Genomic DNA, 16,033 nt, shown 5'->3' on the forward strand with positions numbered 1-16,033 from the left:
CCCCTGCACGCGGAACCACCTGACCGCAGGAACCCGACCCCAGAAAGCTTGGATCATGAGCCAACCTGAACGCGACGTGAAACAGCCGATTGGCGCCTCTGCCGGAGCCTCCTTCGATGTCCACGGGATCGTGGGCATCGATGTCGAGGCCGGGACGCCGGGGGAACCGCAACTGAGGGACATGCTCGCCCCGTTCCTGGGGAACTCCGGCGCGCCACGGCGGATCACCATCGGCGCCACGATATCGCCCATTTCCAGCCAGTCGCATGCGGAGGATGCCTACCGGTTCACCGGGGAGTCCCTCTATATTCCGGCTGACCGCGTCCAGATTATCGAGACGAAGGACGGGTACCGGATCGAAGGCGCCGGCGAGCTCCTGACCTCTGTGATTCCGTTGCTGGACCGGCTGTGCGTCCAGGAGGAGACGGCGATGATCCATGCAGCGGTTGTGGACTTCCGCGGTTCCGGGGTTCTCCTCCCGGCCTGGGGCGGGGTCGGAAAAACCAGCACAGTGGCGAAGCTGGTGGCCATGCGCGACGTGCGGTTCATGGCGGACGACTGGGCCTTCATGGGCGCAGGCGGAATGCTCATGGGCTACGCCAAGCCGATGTTCATCAAGCCCCACCACCGCGCCATCTACCCGGACATGTTCCGCGGGACGCGCAAGCCCTTGGCCCCTGGATGGCTGACGACGCCCGTCGCCCACCTGGCCACGGCGGTCCATCCGGTGATTGTCCGCTATCCAAAAACAGCCGCCTTCACCCGGCGCTGGTCCCCCGAGCACCGCATGGTGCAGCCGGAGCATGTCTTCGGGGCGCAGCGGATTTCGTCCGCGGCGCCGGCACAGCTGGCCATCTTCCTTGAACGCTTCGACGGCGCGGACGCGCGGTTGGAGGCACGAAGTGCGGAGTGGATGACGTCCCGGATCGTCGGCAACTTCCATTCGGAACTGCCCATGGTCTCGCGGCGGCTCGTCGAGGCCCTCGGCGCCACCAGTCTGGTCCCCCTGGAGGAGCATTTTGGCCAGAAGGCGGCCGTGGTGCGCCGGGCTCTGGAGGACGTTCCCTGCTGGCTGCTCCGGCTGCCCGCCGCCTGGTCAGCGGACCAGGCCTCTGACTTCATCGCGAATCTGGTTCGTTCAAAACTGGATGAGTGAGGCGAGGCCACGTGAGCGATCTGAAGGTGTCGGTTGTCGTTCCGGCGCGCAATGCCGCAGCCTGGCTGGGCGAGTGCCTGGAGTCGATCCGCAGCCAACAGCCGCACGAGATGATCGTGGTCGATGGCTGCTCGACGGATGACACGGCCGCAATCGCCCGCGGCTGCGGGGCAACTGTCATCTCCGATGAGGGACGCGGCCTGCCCGCCGCAAGGATGCTCGGCGCCCGAAGCGCCACCGGGGAGGTAGTCGCCCTGATCGACGCCGACGTCGTCCTTCCGTCGAAGAGCCTGCCCCGGCTGCTGACCGAATTCGAGGCCGGCGGTTACGACGGCCTGCAATTCGGGCTCGCCAGCGAAGCCGACGGGCCCGGGTACTGGGGGGCCGCGCTGGCCTGGCACCACAACCACAGCCGGGTGCGCAAGTGGTTCGGCGTCAGCGCCACGCTGATGCGCCGCGACGTGCTGCTCGATGTCGGGTTCGACGACGAGTTCCGCTCCGGGGAAGATGTGGAGCTCAGGATCAGGCTGGAGCAGGCAGGGTACCGGCTCGGCGTCTCCGACTCCGTAGTGGTCAGGCACCGGTTCGACGACACGTTCGATTACGCCCGCGACCAGTGGCTCCAGGACGGGGCCGGGATGGCCCGGACCGTCCGCAAGCACACGGGCCACATCTGGCTGGTGATTCTACCCCTGCTGGCCACTGTGCGGGGCGTGGGCCTGTCCCTGGTCCGCGCACCCCGCTTCCTGCCGTATTGGATGGGCTTCCTGCTCTACAACTACCGCGCCATGGCCGGCGAGCTCCTGCGGCCGGCCCACAAACCCATCTCGGTTGGAGGGAACGCCGCATGGCTGGCTGCTGCGAGGATCGCCCCCATGGTGGCGGGCTTCCTGTTCTGGGCCCTCGCGGCCATCGCGCTCCCGCCGGAGCAAATAGGTCTTGGCTCCGCGGTGGTCTCGGCCGCGCTCTTGACCGTGCAGCTGGGGATGCTCGGCGTCGGGCCCGCCACCCTTACGCTTCTTCCCGCGGAAACTGATGGCGGCCGGCGCCTCATCGCCACCAGTCTGCTTACCGTCGCCACGTTCTCCCTGCTGGGCGCTGGCCTGCTGGTTGCCATCACTTATTGGCTCGGCACAGGTGTGGGCGAAGCCTGGGTCGACCCCCTGGTCACGGTCCTATTCCTGGCCACGGCCCTGCTCGCCGCCACCGCCTACCAGCTTGACCACGTGGGCGTAGCCCAGGAACGGGCCGACCGTACGCTGGTCAGAAGCCTCGCGCAGAGCCTCGTGCAGCTCGTCTTCCTGGCCGCCGCGCTCGCCGTCGGACTCCGTGACCTGGCGGTGATTGTGGGCGCCGTTGCCGCCGGCGCGCTGGCCAGCGTCTTCGTAGGCCTGCGCCAGCTTGGCCGGGCCCATGTGTCCCCGGACTGGAGGCATGGCCTCCGGCCGCGCCCGGCCCTAAAACTCCTGAAGCCGGGACTCCCCAACCACGCCCTCACGCTCGCCGACCGCGCGCCCGGCTACCTGCTTCCGCTCATCGTTGCAGCTACGTTGGGCCCCGCCCCGACTGCCGCCTGGTACGTGGTGTGGATGATGGCCTCGGCGGTGTTCTTCGTGCCGCAGTCGGCCGGATTTACCCTGCAAACGGCCCTCGCGGGGACGCGGGCACGGCCGGGCCTCCTCGCCTCCGCGCTGCGGGCCAGCTTCCTGTTGACTCTCCTGGCCGGGCTGATACTGATGCTGGCCGGGCCACTGCTTCTGGGCTTCCTCGGGCCGCAGTACGCGTCCGCTTGGGTCCTTCTTCCTGTACTCGTTCCGGCACTCCTCCTGAGTTGCGTGACCCAGGTCTACTACGGGTTGTGCCGGGCCCAAGGGCGGCTTTTCGAATCCACGGCAGTCGCCATCCTTGCCGCCATCCTGGTCGTGGCACCCGCCGCGGCCGTGGCGCAGCAATTTGGCCTCACCGGCGTCTCCGTCCTCTGGGCCATTGCCCAAGCGACGGCTGCGCTGGCTGCCGCTTGGCGACTGATCACCCTGACCCGAGTGAAGCCCGCCACCACCGCAGGCGAGATTCCTTCAGCGGCGCGCCACCAGCCGACCTGAATCGAGAAATGATGACACACGAAACGGCAACAAGTCTCCCGGTGCGCACCGCCCACCGGCACGAGGCGCAGGCGCATGCGCATGCACATGTCGGCGGCGCCAAACCGCCCACCCACCGCAACCTCGGACTGACGCCGTCGTGGCACATCGGTGCCCTGGCCGCGGCGGCCGCGGCTGCCCTCGCCCTCGGCGTCTGGAGCATGACCCAGGTCGATCCCCTTCGGATCGGCGGTGCCGGGCTCATTGGCGCCCTCCCGCCCGCCTATTTCGTTGCGCTCGCGCTCAGCCTGGCCGGATTTGTCGCCTCGTTGAGCCTCCGCCGCCTGGTTCCGGCACTTCTGACCTGGCAGCTCATAGTCACGGTGGTTCTCCTCGATGGCGCTGACCCGATCATCCATGGCTTGCCCCGGCTCGAGGCGAGTTTCCGGCATATGGGCATTGCCGACACCATTAGCCAATCGGGCCAGCTGGATCCGACCCTGGACGCGTACTTCAACTGGCCCGGATTCTTCAACCTGCTGGGAATGCTCTCCGGCGCAACGGGCGCCAAGGACCTTTTCGGCATCGCAACGTGGGCGCCGGTGGGAATCAACATCCTCCTGCTCGCCCCGCTGCTGGCCCTGGCACGGCGGTTGACGGCAAATCCGCGCCAGGCGTGGGCGGCTGTCTGGATCTTCTACCTGGCCAGCTGGATTGGGCAGGACTATCTGTCGCCGCAGGCATATTCGTTCGTCCTCCTGCTCACCCTAATTGCCTGCCTGCTCAGCGTCTTCGGCGGCTGGGCCTGGCCCACGGAGCGCACCAAGTTCTCCCGGTGGCTGGCCCGGAATGTCAGCAAGCTGGACAGCTCAGTCCCGCGGTACGGCGCCGTGGAGCCGCTCCGGGCGGACACGGCGGTGCTCGTCGTGGTCTGCGCGCTGCTCCTGCTGGCCATGACGGCTTCGCATCAGCTCAGCCCCTTCGCCGTGATCCCCATCCTCGCCGTACTGCTGCTGACCGGCCGTCTCCGGCTGCGCTTCTTGCCAGTCCTGGCCGTGGTGCTGCCCATGGGCTGGCTGCTCTTTGCGGCTTCAACATTCCTGGAGGGGCACTTCGGCCAGCTGCTCGGCTCGCTCGGTGACATCGGCGCGAACAGCCTCGGTGCGCTGAGCACCAGGGTCTCAGGCAGCGATGCCCACGTGTTCGTCGTCTACACGCGCATGGCCGAGGTGGCGCTGGTCTGGATCCTCGCCGTTGCCGGTGCCATCGTGGGCTACCGCCGGAAGGCACCGTGGCTGGCGGCCGCGGCCGCAGCGCTTGCGCCGCTGGTCCTGATTCCCCTCCAGCCATATGGCGGCGAACTGCTCCTGCGCCTGTACCTGTTCAGCCTCCCGTTTGCCGTGTGCCTGGCGGTCCTGCCGCTGATGTCAGAAAACACTGCCGGGCTGAGCCTGCGCCGAGCCCTTGGGCTGCTGCTGATGGGCGCGGTACTGGCCACGGCCACGGTCGTTTCCCGCTACGGAAACGACGGCATGGAGAGCTTCAACGACGACGAAATCGCCGTAGTGAACCGCCTCTATTCGACTGCGCCCACCGGCGCCGTCCTCATTGAAGCAGTTCGCAACACCCCGTGGAGATACCAGCACTACGCGGACTATGACTACCGGGCGCTCGTTGCTGCCGAGCCCATTCCTAACGCCGCGCCGCTCAGCTGTGACGCGGTCAACCAGATCGCCCACAAAGCGGGCGCGTACCTCATCGTGACCGAAAGCCAGAAGGAGGCAGGCGAACTTCGCGGCTCGACTCCCATCGGCGATCTTCAACGTTTTACCGCCATATGCGCCACCAGTCCTGGCTGGACGAAGGTTTATGAAAACGCCGGCGGCGTGATTTTTCACATCGAAGGAGTTAGCAATGGCAACTGAACGCAGCTACGTGAGCTATGCGACGGCAGCCGTCGCCCTAGCCGCCTTACCGCTCTCGTTTGTCGGTCCCGAGGGCCTGCGCCTGGCGGTGATCGGCCTCTTGATGCTGGCCGGGCCTGGAACCGCGCTGGTGCTGCTCCTCCGCTTCGACCCCCCGCGCTCAGCCCAGGCCACTGGAGCGCTGCCCCTCAGCATCGCCATCGCAATTGCTTTCAGCCTCGCGATGTCCACCCTCGTGGCGACGGCGATGATCTATGCACGGCTCTGGTCGCCCCCGGCAGGCGTCTGCGTCCTGTCGTTGGTAACGCTCGCCTTCCTGGGCCTTGAGCTCAAAAGGCCAAAGCGGGCCCTGGTGCGTGCGAAATGATTATTTTCCTGACAGGGCTGGCCACAGTGACGGCACTCGTGAGTTGCGAAGTGCTGCGCGTGTTGAAGCCGGACAAGGCACTGCCGCGCGCCGTGGTGATCATCACCGCAGCCCTGCTGGCCATAGTCGGCGTCGCGGCGGTCGTGCAGTTGGTGCATCTGGCGCAGCTTGCATGACAGAAGCCGCCCTCCCGGTGCCGCGGCACTAAGGGCACAACAAGTCGAACCAATCACGGAAAGTATCTTCAATGAGAAAACTAAGAACCCTCAGCATGGTTGGGACGCTCGGATTGCTCGTAGCCGGTTCCCTTGTCTTCGGTTCCGCCCAGGCTGCTACCGCCGCAACGTGCAGCCCCGCGCCGAAAAACTCCTATCCCGGCACCATTGTGCTCGCCACGAGTTTTGAAGCGGGCGGCTTTTGCGGCCTCATCCCCAAAGTGTCGGGCACCGGCACGGCAACGATTTCCAGTTCGCGGGGGCATACCGGGACGCATTCAGCCAAGCTGCACGTGACCACGGATTCCGGTTCGCTCGCAAACCTTTCCGCCCCGGCTTTCACCTCGGGGACCAAGACCTCGTACGCAGACGGCTGGTTCAACATCACTGTGGCCGGCGTTTCCGGCAATGACGTCCCGTACTTCCGCTTCTTCTCTGGCTCCACCCGCGTCGCGGACATCTACCGCTACAACAGCAACGGGCAGCTGTGGCTCCGCGTCACCTCACCGAGCGGCACCTTTGTCTATACGAAACTGATCTCAGGGAGCATCTCCCTTGGCGCCTGGCACCATGTCAGCATGCGGGTGACCGCCAACGGCAGCGCCTCAACAATCCAGGTATGGTTCGACGGCGTGCAGCGATACAGCAGCTCGAGCGTCAAAATGCTGGGGAGCAGCCTGAGCAAAGTTCAGCTCGGGGCCGAGCACAACCGGCAAAAGGGCGACGAATACATCGATGACGTCATCATCAAACGCTCCTAGCTCCCTCCGATAGTGGGCGGGCGGTCCGGACTCATTCGGACTCCTTGGCCGCCCGCACGAAGTCCCCAATTTTGGCAAGGTCCTTGATGCCGCGCGCCGACTCGACACCGGAAGACACATCGACGCCCCAGGCCCCGGCCTCCGCCGCTGCCCGGGCCACGTTGGCGGGATCCAGGCCACCGGCGAGCAGCCACTTGCGTCCGGCCAGTGCCTTGGCCCGGACGGAGCCGTAGTCCCAGGCTTCCCCGGAGCCGGGGACAGCGGCGTCGATCAGGAGCAGCTCCTCACCCCAATGGTCGAAGGCTTCCGCAGGGGCAGCCATGGTGACGCCCCGGATCAGCTTCATCCCGGCGTCGTGCACCGTCCGGACGTCCGCCGGTGAACGGTCGCCGTGGAGCTGGACCCAGACCAGGCCCGCCTCACGGGCGACGGCGACGGCGTCGGCGGCCGGTTCGTGCCGGAACACGCCCACCGCGGGCAACCCGTTCGGGACGTGGGCGAGGAGGTTCCTGACCTGTTCCGGCGTGACCTCCCGGGGGCTGCGGGTCAGGACGAAGCCGACAGCGTCCGCGCCGGCACCTGCCGCGACGCGGACCGCATCCGCGGTGCTAAGGCCGCACACTTTGACAAACATTCAGGCTCCTTCCGCATGCTTCCTGCCTCTGACGTTAGCAAGACCGGACCGCCGCCGCCGACTTCGCGTCGGCGCCGGCAGGAGCATCGCCGTCGGCATCGGCATCGGCGGCGGCGCCGGCAGGAGCCACGGCGGCCGGGGCCCAGAGCCGGGCCGATAGGCTGGGGCCATGGAGATCATCCGCTATGCCGAGCTCAAAGCCCACCCCTGGCGCAACGGCGGCGGGGTGACGCGCGAAGTGGCACGCCATCCGCGGGCCTCGTCCGCGCAAACCGCCGCGCAGGAAAACGCATGGGACTGGCGAGTTAGCATTGCCGAGGTATCCAAGGCCGGCCCCTTCTCCGCCTTCGCCGGAATGGACCGCGTGTTGACGGTGATTGACGGCGAGTTGTTGCTCCTAAACGTGGACGGCGCCGAGCACCCGCTGGAGAAGTACCGGCCATTCCGGTTCTCCGGCGACGCGGCCTCGGCCGGGGCACTGCCCACGGGCGACATCCGGGATCTGAACGTCATCACCCGCAACGGCGCCTTCAAGGGCTACACGTCAATCATCGAGCTGTCCAAGAAACGCGCCCATCCGGTGTTCGAAGGCCAGTTCGGCATCCTCCTGCAGGGCCAGGGGACCGTCAGCCCCGGGACTGCGGGCCGCCCCGCGCCCGCAGCCGACACGGGCACAGAGCCGGTCCCCACGGCGCCGATCCCCACAGCGCCGACGGGCGCCGTCGCTGCTGAGCCGGAGCGCGTCGAGCTGAACCGTTATGACGCCGTCGTCGGCGCTGATACCGCCACGCCGGAAATCCTGGGCCGTGGCTTCCTGGCGGTCGTTTCCATCGATCCGGCGGCGGAGGCCGGCTCGGACTAGCGCCCGTCCGCCTTCACCCTGGCCTCGCTGACTCCCACCGAGTCCCCCGACAAGCGCTGGGCGAGCCAGATGGGGACGATCGAGACCACGATCAGCACGACGGCCACGACATTGACCACGGGCGCCTGATTCGGGCGGAAGAGGTTCTGCAGGATCCAGATCGGCAGCGTGGTCTCCCCGGCCCCGATCGTGAACGTCGTGACGATGATTTCGTCGAAGCTCAGCGCGAAGGCCAGCAGGCCGCCGGCCAGCAGGGCAGAGCGCAATTGCGGGAAGGTCACCAAGCCGAAGGTGGTGAAGACGCCGGCGCCGAGATCGGACGACGCTTCCTCCAGGCCGGCGCTGGTGCGGCGGAGCCGTGCAATCGCGTTGTTGAACACGGTCACCATGCAGAAGGTCGCGTGGGCGATCACCACTGTCCACAGGCTCAGCGGGACGCCCAGGATGGTGGTGAACATGTTGTTCAGGGCGATGCCCGTGACAACGCCGGGCAATGCGATGGGCAAGATCACCAGGAGGCTGATGACGTCGCGGCCGAAGAACTCATAGCGCTGCAGTGAGATCGCCAGCAGCGTTCCCAGCACCAGCGAGACGATGGTCGAGACCAATGCCACCCACACGGAGGACACGACGGCATCCCGTACGCCGGGAGAGTCGAAAGCCTTGCCCCACCATTCCAGCGTGAAGCCCTTGGGCGGCCAGCCGAACGTCCGGTCCGCGTTGAACGAGTTCACCACCACCAGCAGCAGCGGCGTGTAGATGAACAACAGCACCAGCCCGGTTATGACGCCCAGGACCACTTTGGCGCTACGGGAAAGTCTCATGAGGCGCCTTTCGCTACAGGCTGTTCAGGGCGCCGGTACGCCGGACGATGAAGAGATAGAACATGATGATGGCGATCGGAACCAGCGAGACCGCGGCGGCGAACGGCAGGTTGTTCGCCGCCCCGACGTTTGCGTAAACCACGGTGCCCAGCATCTGGGTGGTCCCGCCGACGATCTGCGCGGTGATGTAGTCACCCAGGGACAGGGAGAACGTGAAGATCGTGCCCGCGATGATCGAAGGGACCAGCAGCGGAAGCATGACAAGGCGCATGGTGGTCAGCGGCTTCGCGCCAAGATCCCCGGAGGCCTCAAGCAGGGAGTCGGGCACCCGGTCAAAGCCCGCGTAGATCGGCAGGATCATGTACGGCAGCCAGATGTAGGACAGGGTCACGATGACGGCGGTCTCGCCGTAGCCCGGCGACGACAGGCCGATCGGCGCCCCCAGCCACTCCAGCAGGCCACCCTCGGAAAGGACATTCCGCCAGGCGTAGGCCTTGACCAGGTAGCTTGCCCACAGCGGCATCAGCACGGCCACCACGAGCAGTTTCTCCCAGCGGGCCGGAGCCACCTTGGCGATGAAGAACGCGATGGGCAGGGCAAGGATCATGTCGATCACGGTGACCGCCACGGCAATCCACACTGTCCGCAGAGTGATCCGCTGGTACACCGGATCCGTCAGGACCGTGACGATGTTTTCAGTGGTCCACTCCGTGGACACCTCTCCGGTGAAGGTGTCCACGGTCCAGAACGCCGTGATCAGCAGTGCCGCCAGGGCCGCGACATAGACAAGGACCAGCCAGAGCGCCGGGGCCGTGAGCAGCCCGGCAAGCCGCAGCCTGGGCGAGCGGTGCAGCAGCGCCGAGAAGGAATTGGCTTTCGCCCGGGGTACAGCCCCGGCACTCTGCGGTGAGCCGGGCGGAAGCTGCTGCAATTGTTGTGCCATCTCGCCTTTGTTTCTGCCGACCCTCGGGCCGGCCGTTTCTTCCGGATCCCTTGCGGCCCGATGTCCGGAATCAGCCCTTGATTTCCGTCCAGGATTTGGTCCATTCCGAATAGTCGGTGCACTTGACGTCCTTGCGGCCATCGAGGCACTGGGCGACCGGGGTGGTCCAGTACCAGATCTTCTCGGCGTAGGCCGTATCACCGGAGTGGTACGTCTCGCAGTGCTTAGGGTCAGTGGTCAGCTCGCAGCTTTTCGCGTTGGCCGGGGATTCGCCAAAGTACTCGGCCACCTGGGCATTCGGCTTGGGGCTGGCGATGTAGTCAAGCCACTTGTAGGCGCAGTTCACGTTCTTGGTCTTGGACCCGATCATCCAGGTGTCCGACCAGCCGGTGGCACCCTCGTCAGGGACAAGGGTTGCGACCTTGGCGCCGTCGGCCGTGGCGATGTTGGCCCCCACCTGCCAGGTGGTGCCGACCACGGTACTCCCGGACGTGAAGGCCTGGACTTCCTTGAGGACGTCGCTCCAGTACTCGCCGATGTGCGCGCGCTGCTGCTTGAGCAGGTCGACGGCGGCGGCCAGCTGGTCCTTGTCGAGGGCATAAGGGTTCTTGATGCCCAGGTCCGGCTTGTGCGCCATGAGGTAGACGGCGGCGTCGGCGATGTAGATCGGCGAATCGTAGGCCGTGACCTTGCCGGTGTTCTGGGCAGCATCGTCAAACACCGCGCTCCAGGAGGTGGGCGCCGGGGTGACCTTGTCCGTGGTGTACATCAGCAGGTTGGCGCCCCAGCCGTGGGGCATCCCGTAGTTCACACCGTTGACGGTGTTCCAGGCCTTGTCCTTCAGGAACGGATAGATGTCCGGATAGTTCTTCAGCAGGCTCATGTTGACCGGCTGCACATCCTGGCCAGCGATCAGGCGCAGCGAGGCATCCCCGGAGGCCGAGACGACGTCGTACTGACCCGTGCGCATGAGCGTCACGGCCTCGTCCGAGGTGCCGAACGGCTTAAAACTGACCTTGCACCCGGTCTCTTGTTCGAACGGATGCACCCAGTCCACCGCCGGATCGTTGCTGCCGTCCTCGGCATACCCGGGCCACCCGAGGATGGACAGCTGGCCCTCACCGGTGCCGATCTCAGTCTTGGTAGCTTGCGCCGACGCTGAGGTACCCGATCCGCCGCTCGTTCCGCAGGCTGACAGCGCGAGGGTTGCCGCCGCGACCACCCCGACCACGAGGGAGGCCTTTGTTCCAGGAGCCATGATCCTTACCTTTCGATCTGTGGTGAATCGGTCTGCGGTGAATCGGTGTGGGAACCGCTGGCCGGAAGCCAAACGACGGCGTCGTCGTCCCAGCTGACCGTGACAGGCCCGTTTACCAGTTCCGCGTCGCTGCCGGGCAGCTTTTCCGGCACAAGGGCGACGACGGCGGGCCCGCCGTCGAGCTGCACCCGCACCTGGGTGGCGTGCCCGACGTAGACGAACGACGTCACCGTCCCGGGCCGGGAGGTGGTGCCGGAACGGTGCTCGGGTTTCCCGGTCCAGGCGACGCGCAGCCGCTCGGGACGGATGCAAAAGGGATCTGGCCGGCCATAGACCGCCTGGGCCTGGGCGGCGTCGAAAATGTTGGAGGTGCCGACGAAGGTGGCCACAAAGATGCCACCGGGCCGCTCGTAGATTTCGTGCGCGGTACCGATCTGTTCGATGCTGCCGTTGTTGAAGACGCCGATCCTGTCGCTCATGGTCAGGGCTTCCTCCTGGTCGTGGGTGACAAAGATGAAGGTGATGCCCAGCGAGCGCTGCAATTCCTTGAGTTCGACCTGCATCTGTTGCCGGAGCTTGAGGTCCAGGGCGCCGAGTGGCTCGTCCAGCAGGAGGACCTTCGGCTCGACCACGAGCGCCCGGGCCAGGGCAACCCGCTGCCGCTGGCCGCCGGAGAGCTGGGCGGGTTTGCGGCCGAGGAACTTCCCGAGCTGAACGCGGTCCAGGGCCTCCCTGGCCCGCTGCCGGCGCTGGCTTCCGGGCATGCCGCGCACCCGCAGCCCATAGGCGACGTTGTCCACGAGCGACATGTGCGGGAACAGGGCGTAGTCCTGAAAAACGGTGTTGACGTCCCGCTGGAACGGTGCCATCGCCGTGACGTCCTTGCCGTCGAGTTCAATGCTGCCGGAGGTGGGCAGCTCGAAGCCGGCGATCAAGCGCAGGACCGTGGTCTTACCGGAGCCGGACGGGCCAAGCATGGAGAAGAACTCCCCGTGGCGGATGTCCAGGTCCACGCCATTTACCGCGACCGTATCCCCGAAGACCTTGGTGAGCTTACGCAGGCGAATCGCCGGAACCTCTTCGGTTCCGGTCGAGCTGCCGGCGGCCAGTGTTTCGGTCATGGGGTGCGCCTTACTCCGTTGCCGGATCGTCCACCAGAGAGCCACACAGCGCAATGTGAGCCAGTCCACACGGGCTGCTTGGCCAAATGCTATTACTTCATAGGTTTTATGCATAGACCCTCCGGCAAAGCCCGCATTAGGATGACATCAGCCCCGGCGACGCGCGGCGGCGCCGCCCGCGGAAGCTGCACGGACGCCCCGGACGGGGCGGGGGCGGATACCGCCGAAGGGAAGGGAGGCCCGGATGTTGTTGTCGCCGAATGGCGCCTCCCGGAGCCTGGCTGCGGTCTTCACTCCGATCAAATCACGCGGGCTCGTCGATGAAGTGTGCGGCCGGATCGAACAGGCGGTGGAAACCGGGCTGCTGACCAGCGGCCAGCGGCTGCCGAACGAAACCGAGCTTGCCGCGGCTCTCGGAGTGTCCGCAGTAACGGCGCGGGAGGCCCTTTCCCAACTGCGTGCCTCGGGAATCATCCGGACCGCACGCGGCCGCAGCGGCGGAAGCTTCATCGCCGACAACGTGCTGCCCTCCCGGGAACGGGCACTGGCGCAACTGCACGAGTTGAGCCGGCTGCAGATCAGGGACCTCGCGCTGCACTACCAGGCGATCGCCGCGGCCTGCGCGGGGGTGGCGGCCCGGCGCTCCGACGCCGCCGACATCGCCACGCTGCGCTCGTTCATCCCCTCAGCCGACGATGACTCCCTGAGCTGGCGTCTGGCCCTCTCGGAGTTCCTGCTGGAAGTCGCGGCCATTGCACGTTCCGCCCGGCTCGCCCGCGAGCTCATCCGGCTACAGGCCGATCTTGGCACCCTCACGCTGCTGCCCTGCACGGACGACGGGTACCGCGGATGCACCACGGTAATCCTCGAGGACGTGGCAGCCGCCATTGAGGCCCACGATCCAGGCGCCGCCGAAACGGGGGTCAAGGCCCTCATCTCGGCCACCACCGACTGGCTGCTGACCGAGCAGGCCAAACGCTATTGACCGACACCGCACCTTTGAGCCACGATCTTGACTGCCTACCTTTGACCGCCCGGAGACCTTATCTCGCCGGACGAGCCGTGCGTGCACTACCCTGTGGGGCGCACATTCATGCTCTGGAGCGACGCCGTCGGCCTGTAAGTCGACCGGCTGCGACGCGGTTTTGCTAGACTTGGAGGCCAAGGCCCCTTCTTCCGGGCCTCCGGACGACGGTTCAGTACCCGGCACGCGACAAGACTGGCCACAGGAGCCGTCATGTCGTGGTTAATTCTCATTCTTTCCGGAGCGCTGGAGGCCGTCTGGGCCGCCGCCCTGCACCGCACGTCGCAGGCCACCGGCCGGCGCCGGCTGGTCCCGGGCTTGGTCTTCCTCGTCTCCGTCATTGCGAGCACAGGCGGGCTCGCCGTCGCCATGCAGTCCATCCCCACCGGAACGGCCTACGCCGTGTGGGTGGGGGTCGGCGTCGTCCTGACCTCCGGCTACGCGATGATCGCCAAAGTTGAGCGCGCGACGGCGGCCCGCATCCTGCTGCTTGGCGGGATTGCCGCGAGTGTCGTCGGCCTGAAGCTGGTGGCGTGATGATGGCCGCCAACTACCCCCAGGAAAACCGTTCAACTCCGGCCCTCGCGTGGATCATCCTGCTCGCCTCCGCCGTGCTGGAGGCGGTCTGGGCCACGGCGCTGGGCCTGTCTGACGGGTTCACCCGCCCGCTGTCCACCCTCGTGTTCGCGGTGACGTTCACCCTGAGCATGGTTGGGCTCGGCATGGCAGTAACGCGCATCCCGCTCGGCACCGCCTACGCCGTCTGGGTGGGGATCGGCGCGGCACTGACGGTGGGCTGGGCGATGGCCACCGGCGTCGAACCGGCCAGCCCGCTCAAGCTGCTGTTCATCGCCGGGATCGTCGGCTGCGCCGCAGGCCTGAAGCTCCTGCCGGCCGAGAAACGGGCGGCGAAAGAGGCAGAGCAGTCACCGTCCCCCGCGCAATCTCCCCACGTATGAGCCAGTACGACGGCGCGTCCCCACGACGCGCCGTCGTACTGGCCACGCCACGGTCAAAGGTGGGGAGAATCGTCGGCCCGGCCAACCGACCGGTCAACAAGCGTGAGCCGGAATAGCCGCGCGCGCCCCGGGGTTCTTGGCAGGGACGGAACCACTCAGTGCGCGAATGGAGAAACAGATGACGGCAGCAACAGTCCAGCTCGGCGACGGCCTCACGGTCAGCCCCCTGGGGTTCGGCGGCATGGCCCTGACCCCTGTGTACGGCGAGGTGGACCCGGCCGAGGCCCTGCGTACCCTGCATCACGCGGTGGACGCAGGCGTCAGCTTCATCGACACAGCGGACATCTACGGCGGCGGCAGCAACGAGGAGCTGATCGCCCGGCTGCTCAAGGAACGCCGCGGCGAAGTCCAGCTGGCCACCAAGTTCGGCCTTGTGGGCACCCCCTCGGCGGGCTACACCGACATCCGCGGCGACGCCGCCTACGTGAAACAGGCGGTGGACCGCAGCCTGCAACGGCTGGGCACCGACTCGATCGACCTGTACTACATGCACCGCCGTGACCTCCGCGTTCCGATAGTGGAAACCGTGGAGGCCATGGCGGGGCTGGTGCAGGCCGGCAAGGTGCGGCATCTGGGCCTGTCAGAGGTGACGGCCGAGGAGCTGCGCGAGGCCAGCAGCGTCCACCCGATCGCCGCGGTCCAGAGCGAATGGTCCATCTGGAGCCGCGACGTGGAACGCAACGTGGTTCCCACCGCCGCCGAACTCGGGGTGGGTTTTGTGCCCTATTCGCCGCTGGGCCGGGGATTCCTCACCGGCACCGTGGACGCCTCGACGCTGGGCAGCAACGACTTCCGCCGCAATATCCCGCGTTTCGCCGCGGACGCTGCCGTCGCCAACCAGGGTGTGGTGGACGCCGTGCGGGCGGTCGCTGCGGAACTAAGCGTTGCCGGGCGGGCTGCAACTCCCGCCCAGGTGGCACTGGCCTGGCTGCTCGCGCAGGGCCGGAAACTGGGGCTCCCCGTGGTCCCCATCCCCGGCACGCGCAAGGCGGACCGGATCGACGAAAACCTGGGCGCCCTGGCACTCGTCTTCACCGCAGCGCAACTGAAGACGCTCGACGCCGCCGCGGACGCCGTCGTCGGCTCCCGCTCCGCGGATCCCAACTGGGTGTCCCAGGGCCGTGAATAGCCCCTCCGTAGACTGAAGCCCATGGACTCGCTTATTCACTCTTTACGCGACATCACCATCCGCCGGATTTCGGTCAGCGAGATGGACAACAACGTGTACCTGCTCACGGCCAAGGCGTCCGGCGCGCAGCTCCTGATCGATGCGGCCGATGATCTGGCCGCCATCCAGGCGCTGCTCGCGGACGCCGCCGCGGATACTTCCGCGACGCCGAAGCTGGCGCTGATTGCCACCACCCACCAGCACTGGGACCACGTGCGGGCGCTGCCGTCCCTGGTGGAAGCCACGGGTGTGAAAACGGCGGCCGGGACAGAGGATGCCCCGGCGCTTCCGGTGCCGGTGGATGTGCTGCTGGATCACGGGGACGTCGGCTACTTCGACGGCTTCGACGTGACGGCTGTGCATCTGCGGGGCCACACACCGGGTTCGATCGCCCTTGTGTACCGGGACCCCGCGGGCCCTGCGCACATCTTTTCCGGCGATTCGCTCTTCCCGGGAGGAGTAGGCAACACGCAGAAGGACCCGGCGCGGTTTGCCCAGCTGATCACCGATGTCAGCGAGCGGTTGTTCGACGTGTATCCGGATGACACCGTGGTGCACCCGGGCCACGGCAAGCCCACCACACTGGGTGCGGAACGCCCGCATCTGGAAGAGTGGCGCGCCCGCGGCTGGTAAGTCTCAGCTTTGCGCCGCGCTTTCGGAAGGCCGCCACGCTTT

17 protein-coding genes and 1 riboswitch are annotated in these 16,033 nt (G+C 66.8%); of the genes, 12 read left to right on the top strand and 5 right to left on the bottom strand.

The genetic code is table 11. From position 1 onward, the window contains the following. The first annotated feature begins 55 nt into the window (after positions 1-55). The 6 genes from MRBLAR12_RS22355 (at position 56) to MRBLAR12_RS22380 (ending at position 6,505) form a co-directional block, all read left to right on the top strand. On the top strand, positions 56-1,156 hold the full coding sequence (locus MRBLAR12_RS22355; protein WP_229994092.1) for a hypothetical protein: 1,101 nt from the start codon (positions 56-58) through the stop codon (positions 1,154-1,156). Between the two features lie 11 nt (positions 1,157-1,167). Next, positions 1,168-3,258 (top strand): glycosyltransferase, encoded by a 2,091-nt coding sequence (locus MRBLAR12_RS22360; protein WP_364748547.1) that lies wholly within the window; start codon positions 1,168-1,170, stop codon positions 3,256-3,258. Positions 3,259-3,266: 8 nt separating this feature from the next. Continuing rightward, positions 3,267-5,162, top strand: coding sequence for a hypothetical protein (locus MRBLAR12_RS22365; protein ID WP_364748549.1), 1,896 nt, complete (start codon positions 3,267-3,269; stop codon positions 5,160-5,162). Continuing rightward, complete coding sequence (locus MRBLAR12_RS22370; protein WP_364748552.1) at positions 5,152-5,529, top strand: hypothetical protein; 378 nt, start codon at positions 5,152-5,154, stop codon at positions 5,527-5,529. Before MRBLAR12_RS22365 ends, MRBLAR12_RS22370 begins: the two co-directional genes overlap by 11 nt. Next, complete coding sequence (locus MRBLAR12_RS22375; protein ID WP_364748554.1) at positions 5,526-5,705, top strand: hypothetical protein; 180 nt, start codon at positions 5,526-5,528, stop codon at positions 5,703-5,705. The genes MRBLAR12_RS22370 and MRBLAR12_RS22375 overlap by 4 nt, the downstream gene beginning before the upstream one ends. A 71-nt stretch (positions 5,706-5,776) precedes the next feature. Continuing rightward, positions 5,777-6,505 (top strand): hypothetical protein, encoded by a 729-nt coding sequence (locus MRBLAR12_RS22380; protein ID WP_364748557.1) that lies wholly within the window; start codon positions 5,777-5,779, stop codon positions 6,503-6,505. A gap of 31 nt (positions 6,506-6,536) precedes the next feature. Here the strand turns inward: MRBLAR12_RS22380 and MRBLAR12_RS22385 are convergent, their stop codons facing one another. After that, on the bottom strand, positions 6,537-7,139 hold the full coding sequence (locus tag MRBLAR12_RS22385) for a phosphoribosylanthranilate isomerase (RefSeq protein ID WP_364748560.1): 603 nt from the start codon (positions 7,137-7,139) through the stop codon (positions 6,537-6,539). A gap of 169 nt (positions 7,140-7,308) precedes the next feature. Between MRBLAR12_RS22385 and MRBLAR12_RS22390 the strand changes: the two genes are divergently transcribed. Then, a complete protein-coding gene (locus MRBLAR12_RS22390) occupies positions 7,309-8,001 on the top strand; it encodes a HutD family protein (RefSeq protein ID WP_364748563.1) in 693 nt (230 codons plus the stop codon). Here MRBLAR12_RS22390 and MRBLAR12_RS22395 read toward each other — a convergent pair. The 4 genes from MRBLAR12_RS22395 to MRBLAR12_RS22410 all read right to left on the bottom strand — a co-directional run bounded on the left by MRBLAR12_RS22395 (position 7,998) and on the right by MRBLAR12_RS22410 (position 12,147). Next, entirely contained in the window at positions 7,998-8,825 is an 828-nt protein-coding gene (locus MRBLAR12_RS22395) for an ABC transporter permease (RefSeq protein WP_229994084.1), read from the bottom strand. The genes MRBLAR12_RS22390 and MRBLAR12_RS22395 overlap by 4 nt on opposite strands. Before the next feature lie 13 nt (positions 8,826-8,838). Beyond that, positions 8,839-9,768 (bottom strand): ABC transporter permease, encoded by a 930-nt coding sequence (locus tag MRBLAR12_RS22400; RefSeq protein WP_229994083.1) that lies wholly within the window; start codon positions 9,766-9,768, stop codon positions 8,839-8,841. A gap of 70 nt (positions 9,769-9,838) precedes the next feature. Continuing rightward, complete coding sequence (locus tag MRBLAR12_RS22405) at positions 9,839-11,026, bottom strand: ABC transporter substrate-binding protein (RefSeq protein WP_229994082.1); 1,188 nt, start codon at positions 11,024-11,026, stop codon at positions 9,839-9,841. A gap of 5 nt (positions 11,027-11,031) precedes the next feature. Next, entirely contained in the window at positions 11,032-12,147 is a 1,116-nt protein-coding gene (locus MRBLAR12_RS22410) for an ABC transporter ATP-binding protein (RefSeq protein ID WP_229994081.1), read from the bottom strand. A gap of 244 nt (positions 12,148-12,391) precedes the next feature. Between MRBLAR12_RS22410 and MRBLAR12_RS22415 the strand changes: the two genes are divergently transcribed. The 5 genes from MRBLAR12_RS22415 (at position 12,392) to MRBLAR12_RS22435 (ending at position 15,991) form a co-directional block, all read left to right on the top strand. Beyond that, positions 12,392-13,132 (top strand): FadR/GntR family transcriptional regulator, encoded by a 741-nt coding sequence (locus tag MRBLAR12_RS22415; RefSeq protein WP_229994080.1) that lies wholly within the window; start codon positions 12,392-12,394, stop codon positions 13,130-13,132. Between the two features lie 175 nt (positions 13,133-13,307). Next, positions 13,308-13,375, top strand: a riboswitch (guanidine-III (ykkC-III) riboswitch). 9 nt (positions 13,376-13,384) lie between these two features. Continuing rightward, positions 13,385-13,708 carry a DMT family transporter gene (locus tag MRBLAR12_RS22420; RefSeq protein ID WP_229994079.1) on the top strand — a complete coding sequence of 108 codons (324 nt, stop codon included), beginning with the start codon at positions 13,385-13,387 and terminating at the stop codon, positions 13,706-13,708. Next, positions 13,708-14,130: a DMT family transporter gene (locus MRBLAR12_RS22425; protein WP_229994107.1), complete on the top strand. Its 423-nt coding sequence runs from the start codon at positions 13,708-13,710 to the stop codon at positions 14,128-14,130. The genes MRBLAR12_RS22420 and MRBLAR12_RS22425 overlap by 1 nt, the downstream gene beginning before the upstream one ends. 178 nt (positions 14,131-14,308) lie before the next feature. Beyond that, the gene (locus MRBLAR12_RS22430; protein ID WP_229994078.1) at positions 14,309-15,319 is read left to right on the top strand and encodes an aldo/keto reductase; all 1,011 of its coding nucleotides are present in this window, start codon (positions 14,309-14,311) and stop codon (positions 15,317-15,319) included. Positions 15,320-15,340: 21 nt separating this feature from the next. After that, positions 15,341-15,991, top strand: a complete 651-nt coding sequence (locus MRBLAR12_RS22435) for an MBL fold metallo-hydrolase (RefSeq protein WP_364748570.1) — start codon at positions 15,341-15,343, stop codon at positions 15,989-15,991. Positions 15,992-16,033: the final 42 nt, after the last annotated feature.

It is taken from the genome of Arthrobacter sp. LAR12-1-1.1 (assembly GCF_040676555.1).
In the GTDB taxonomy this organism is placed as follows: Bacteria; Actinomycetota; Actinomycetes; order Actinomycetales; family Micrococcaceae; genus Arthrobacter.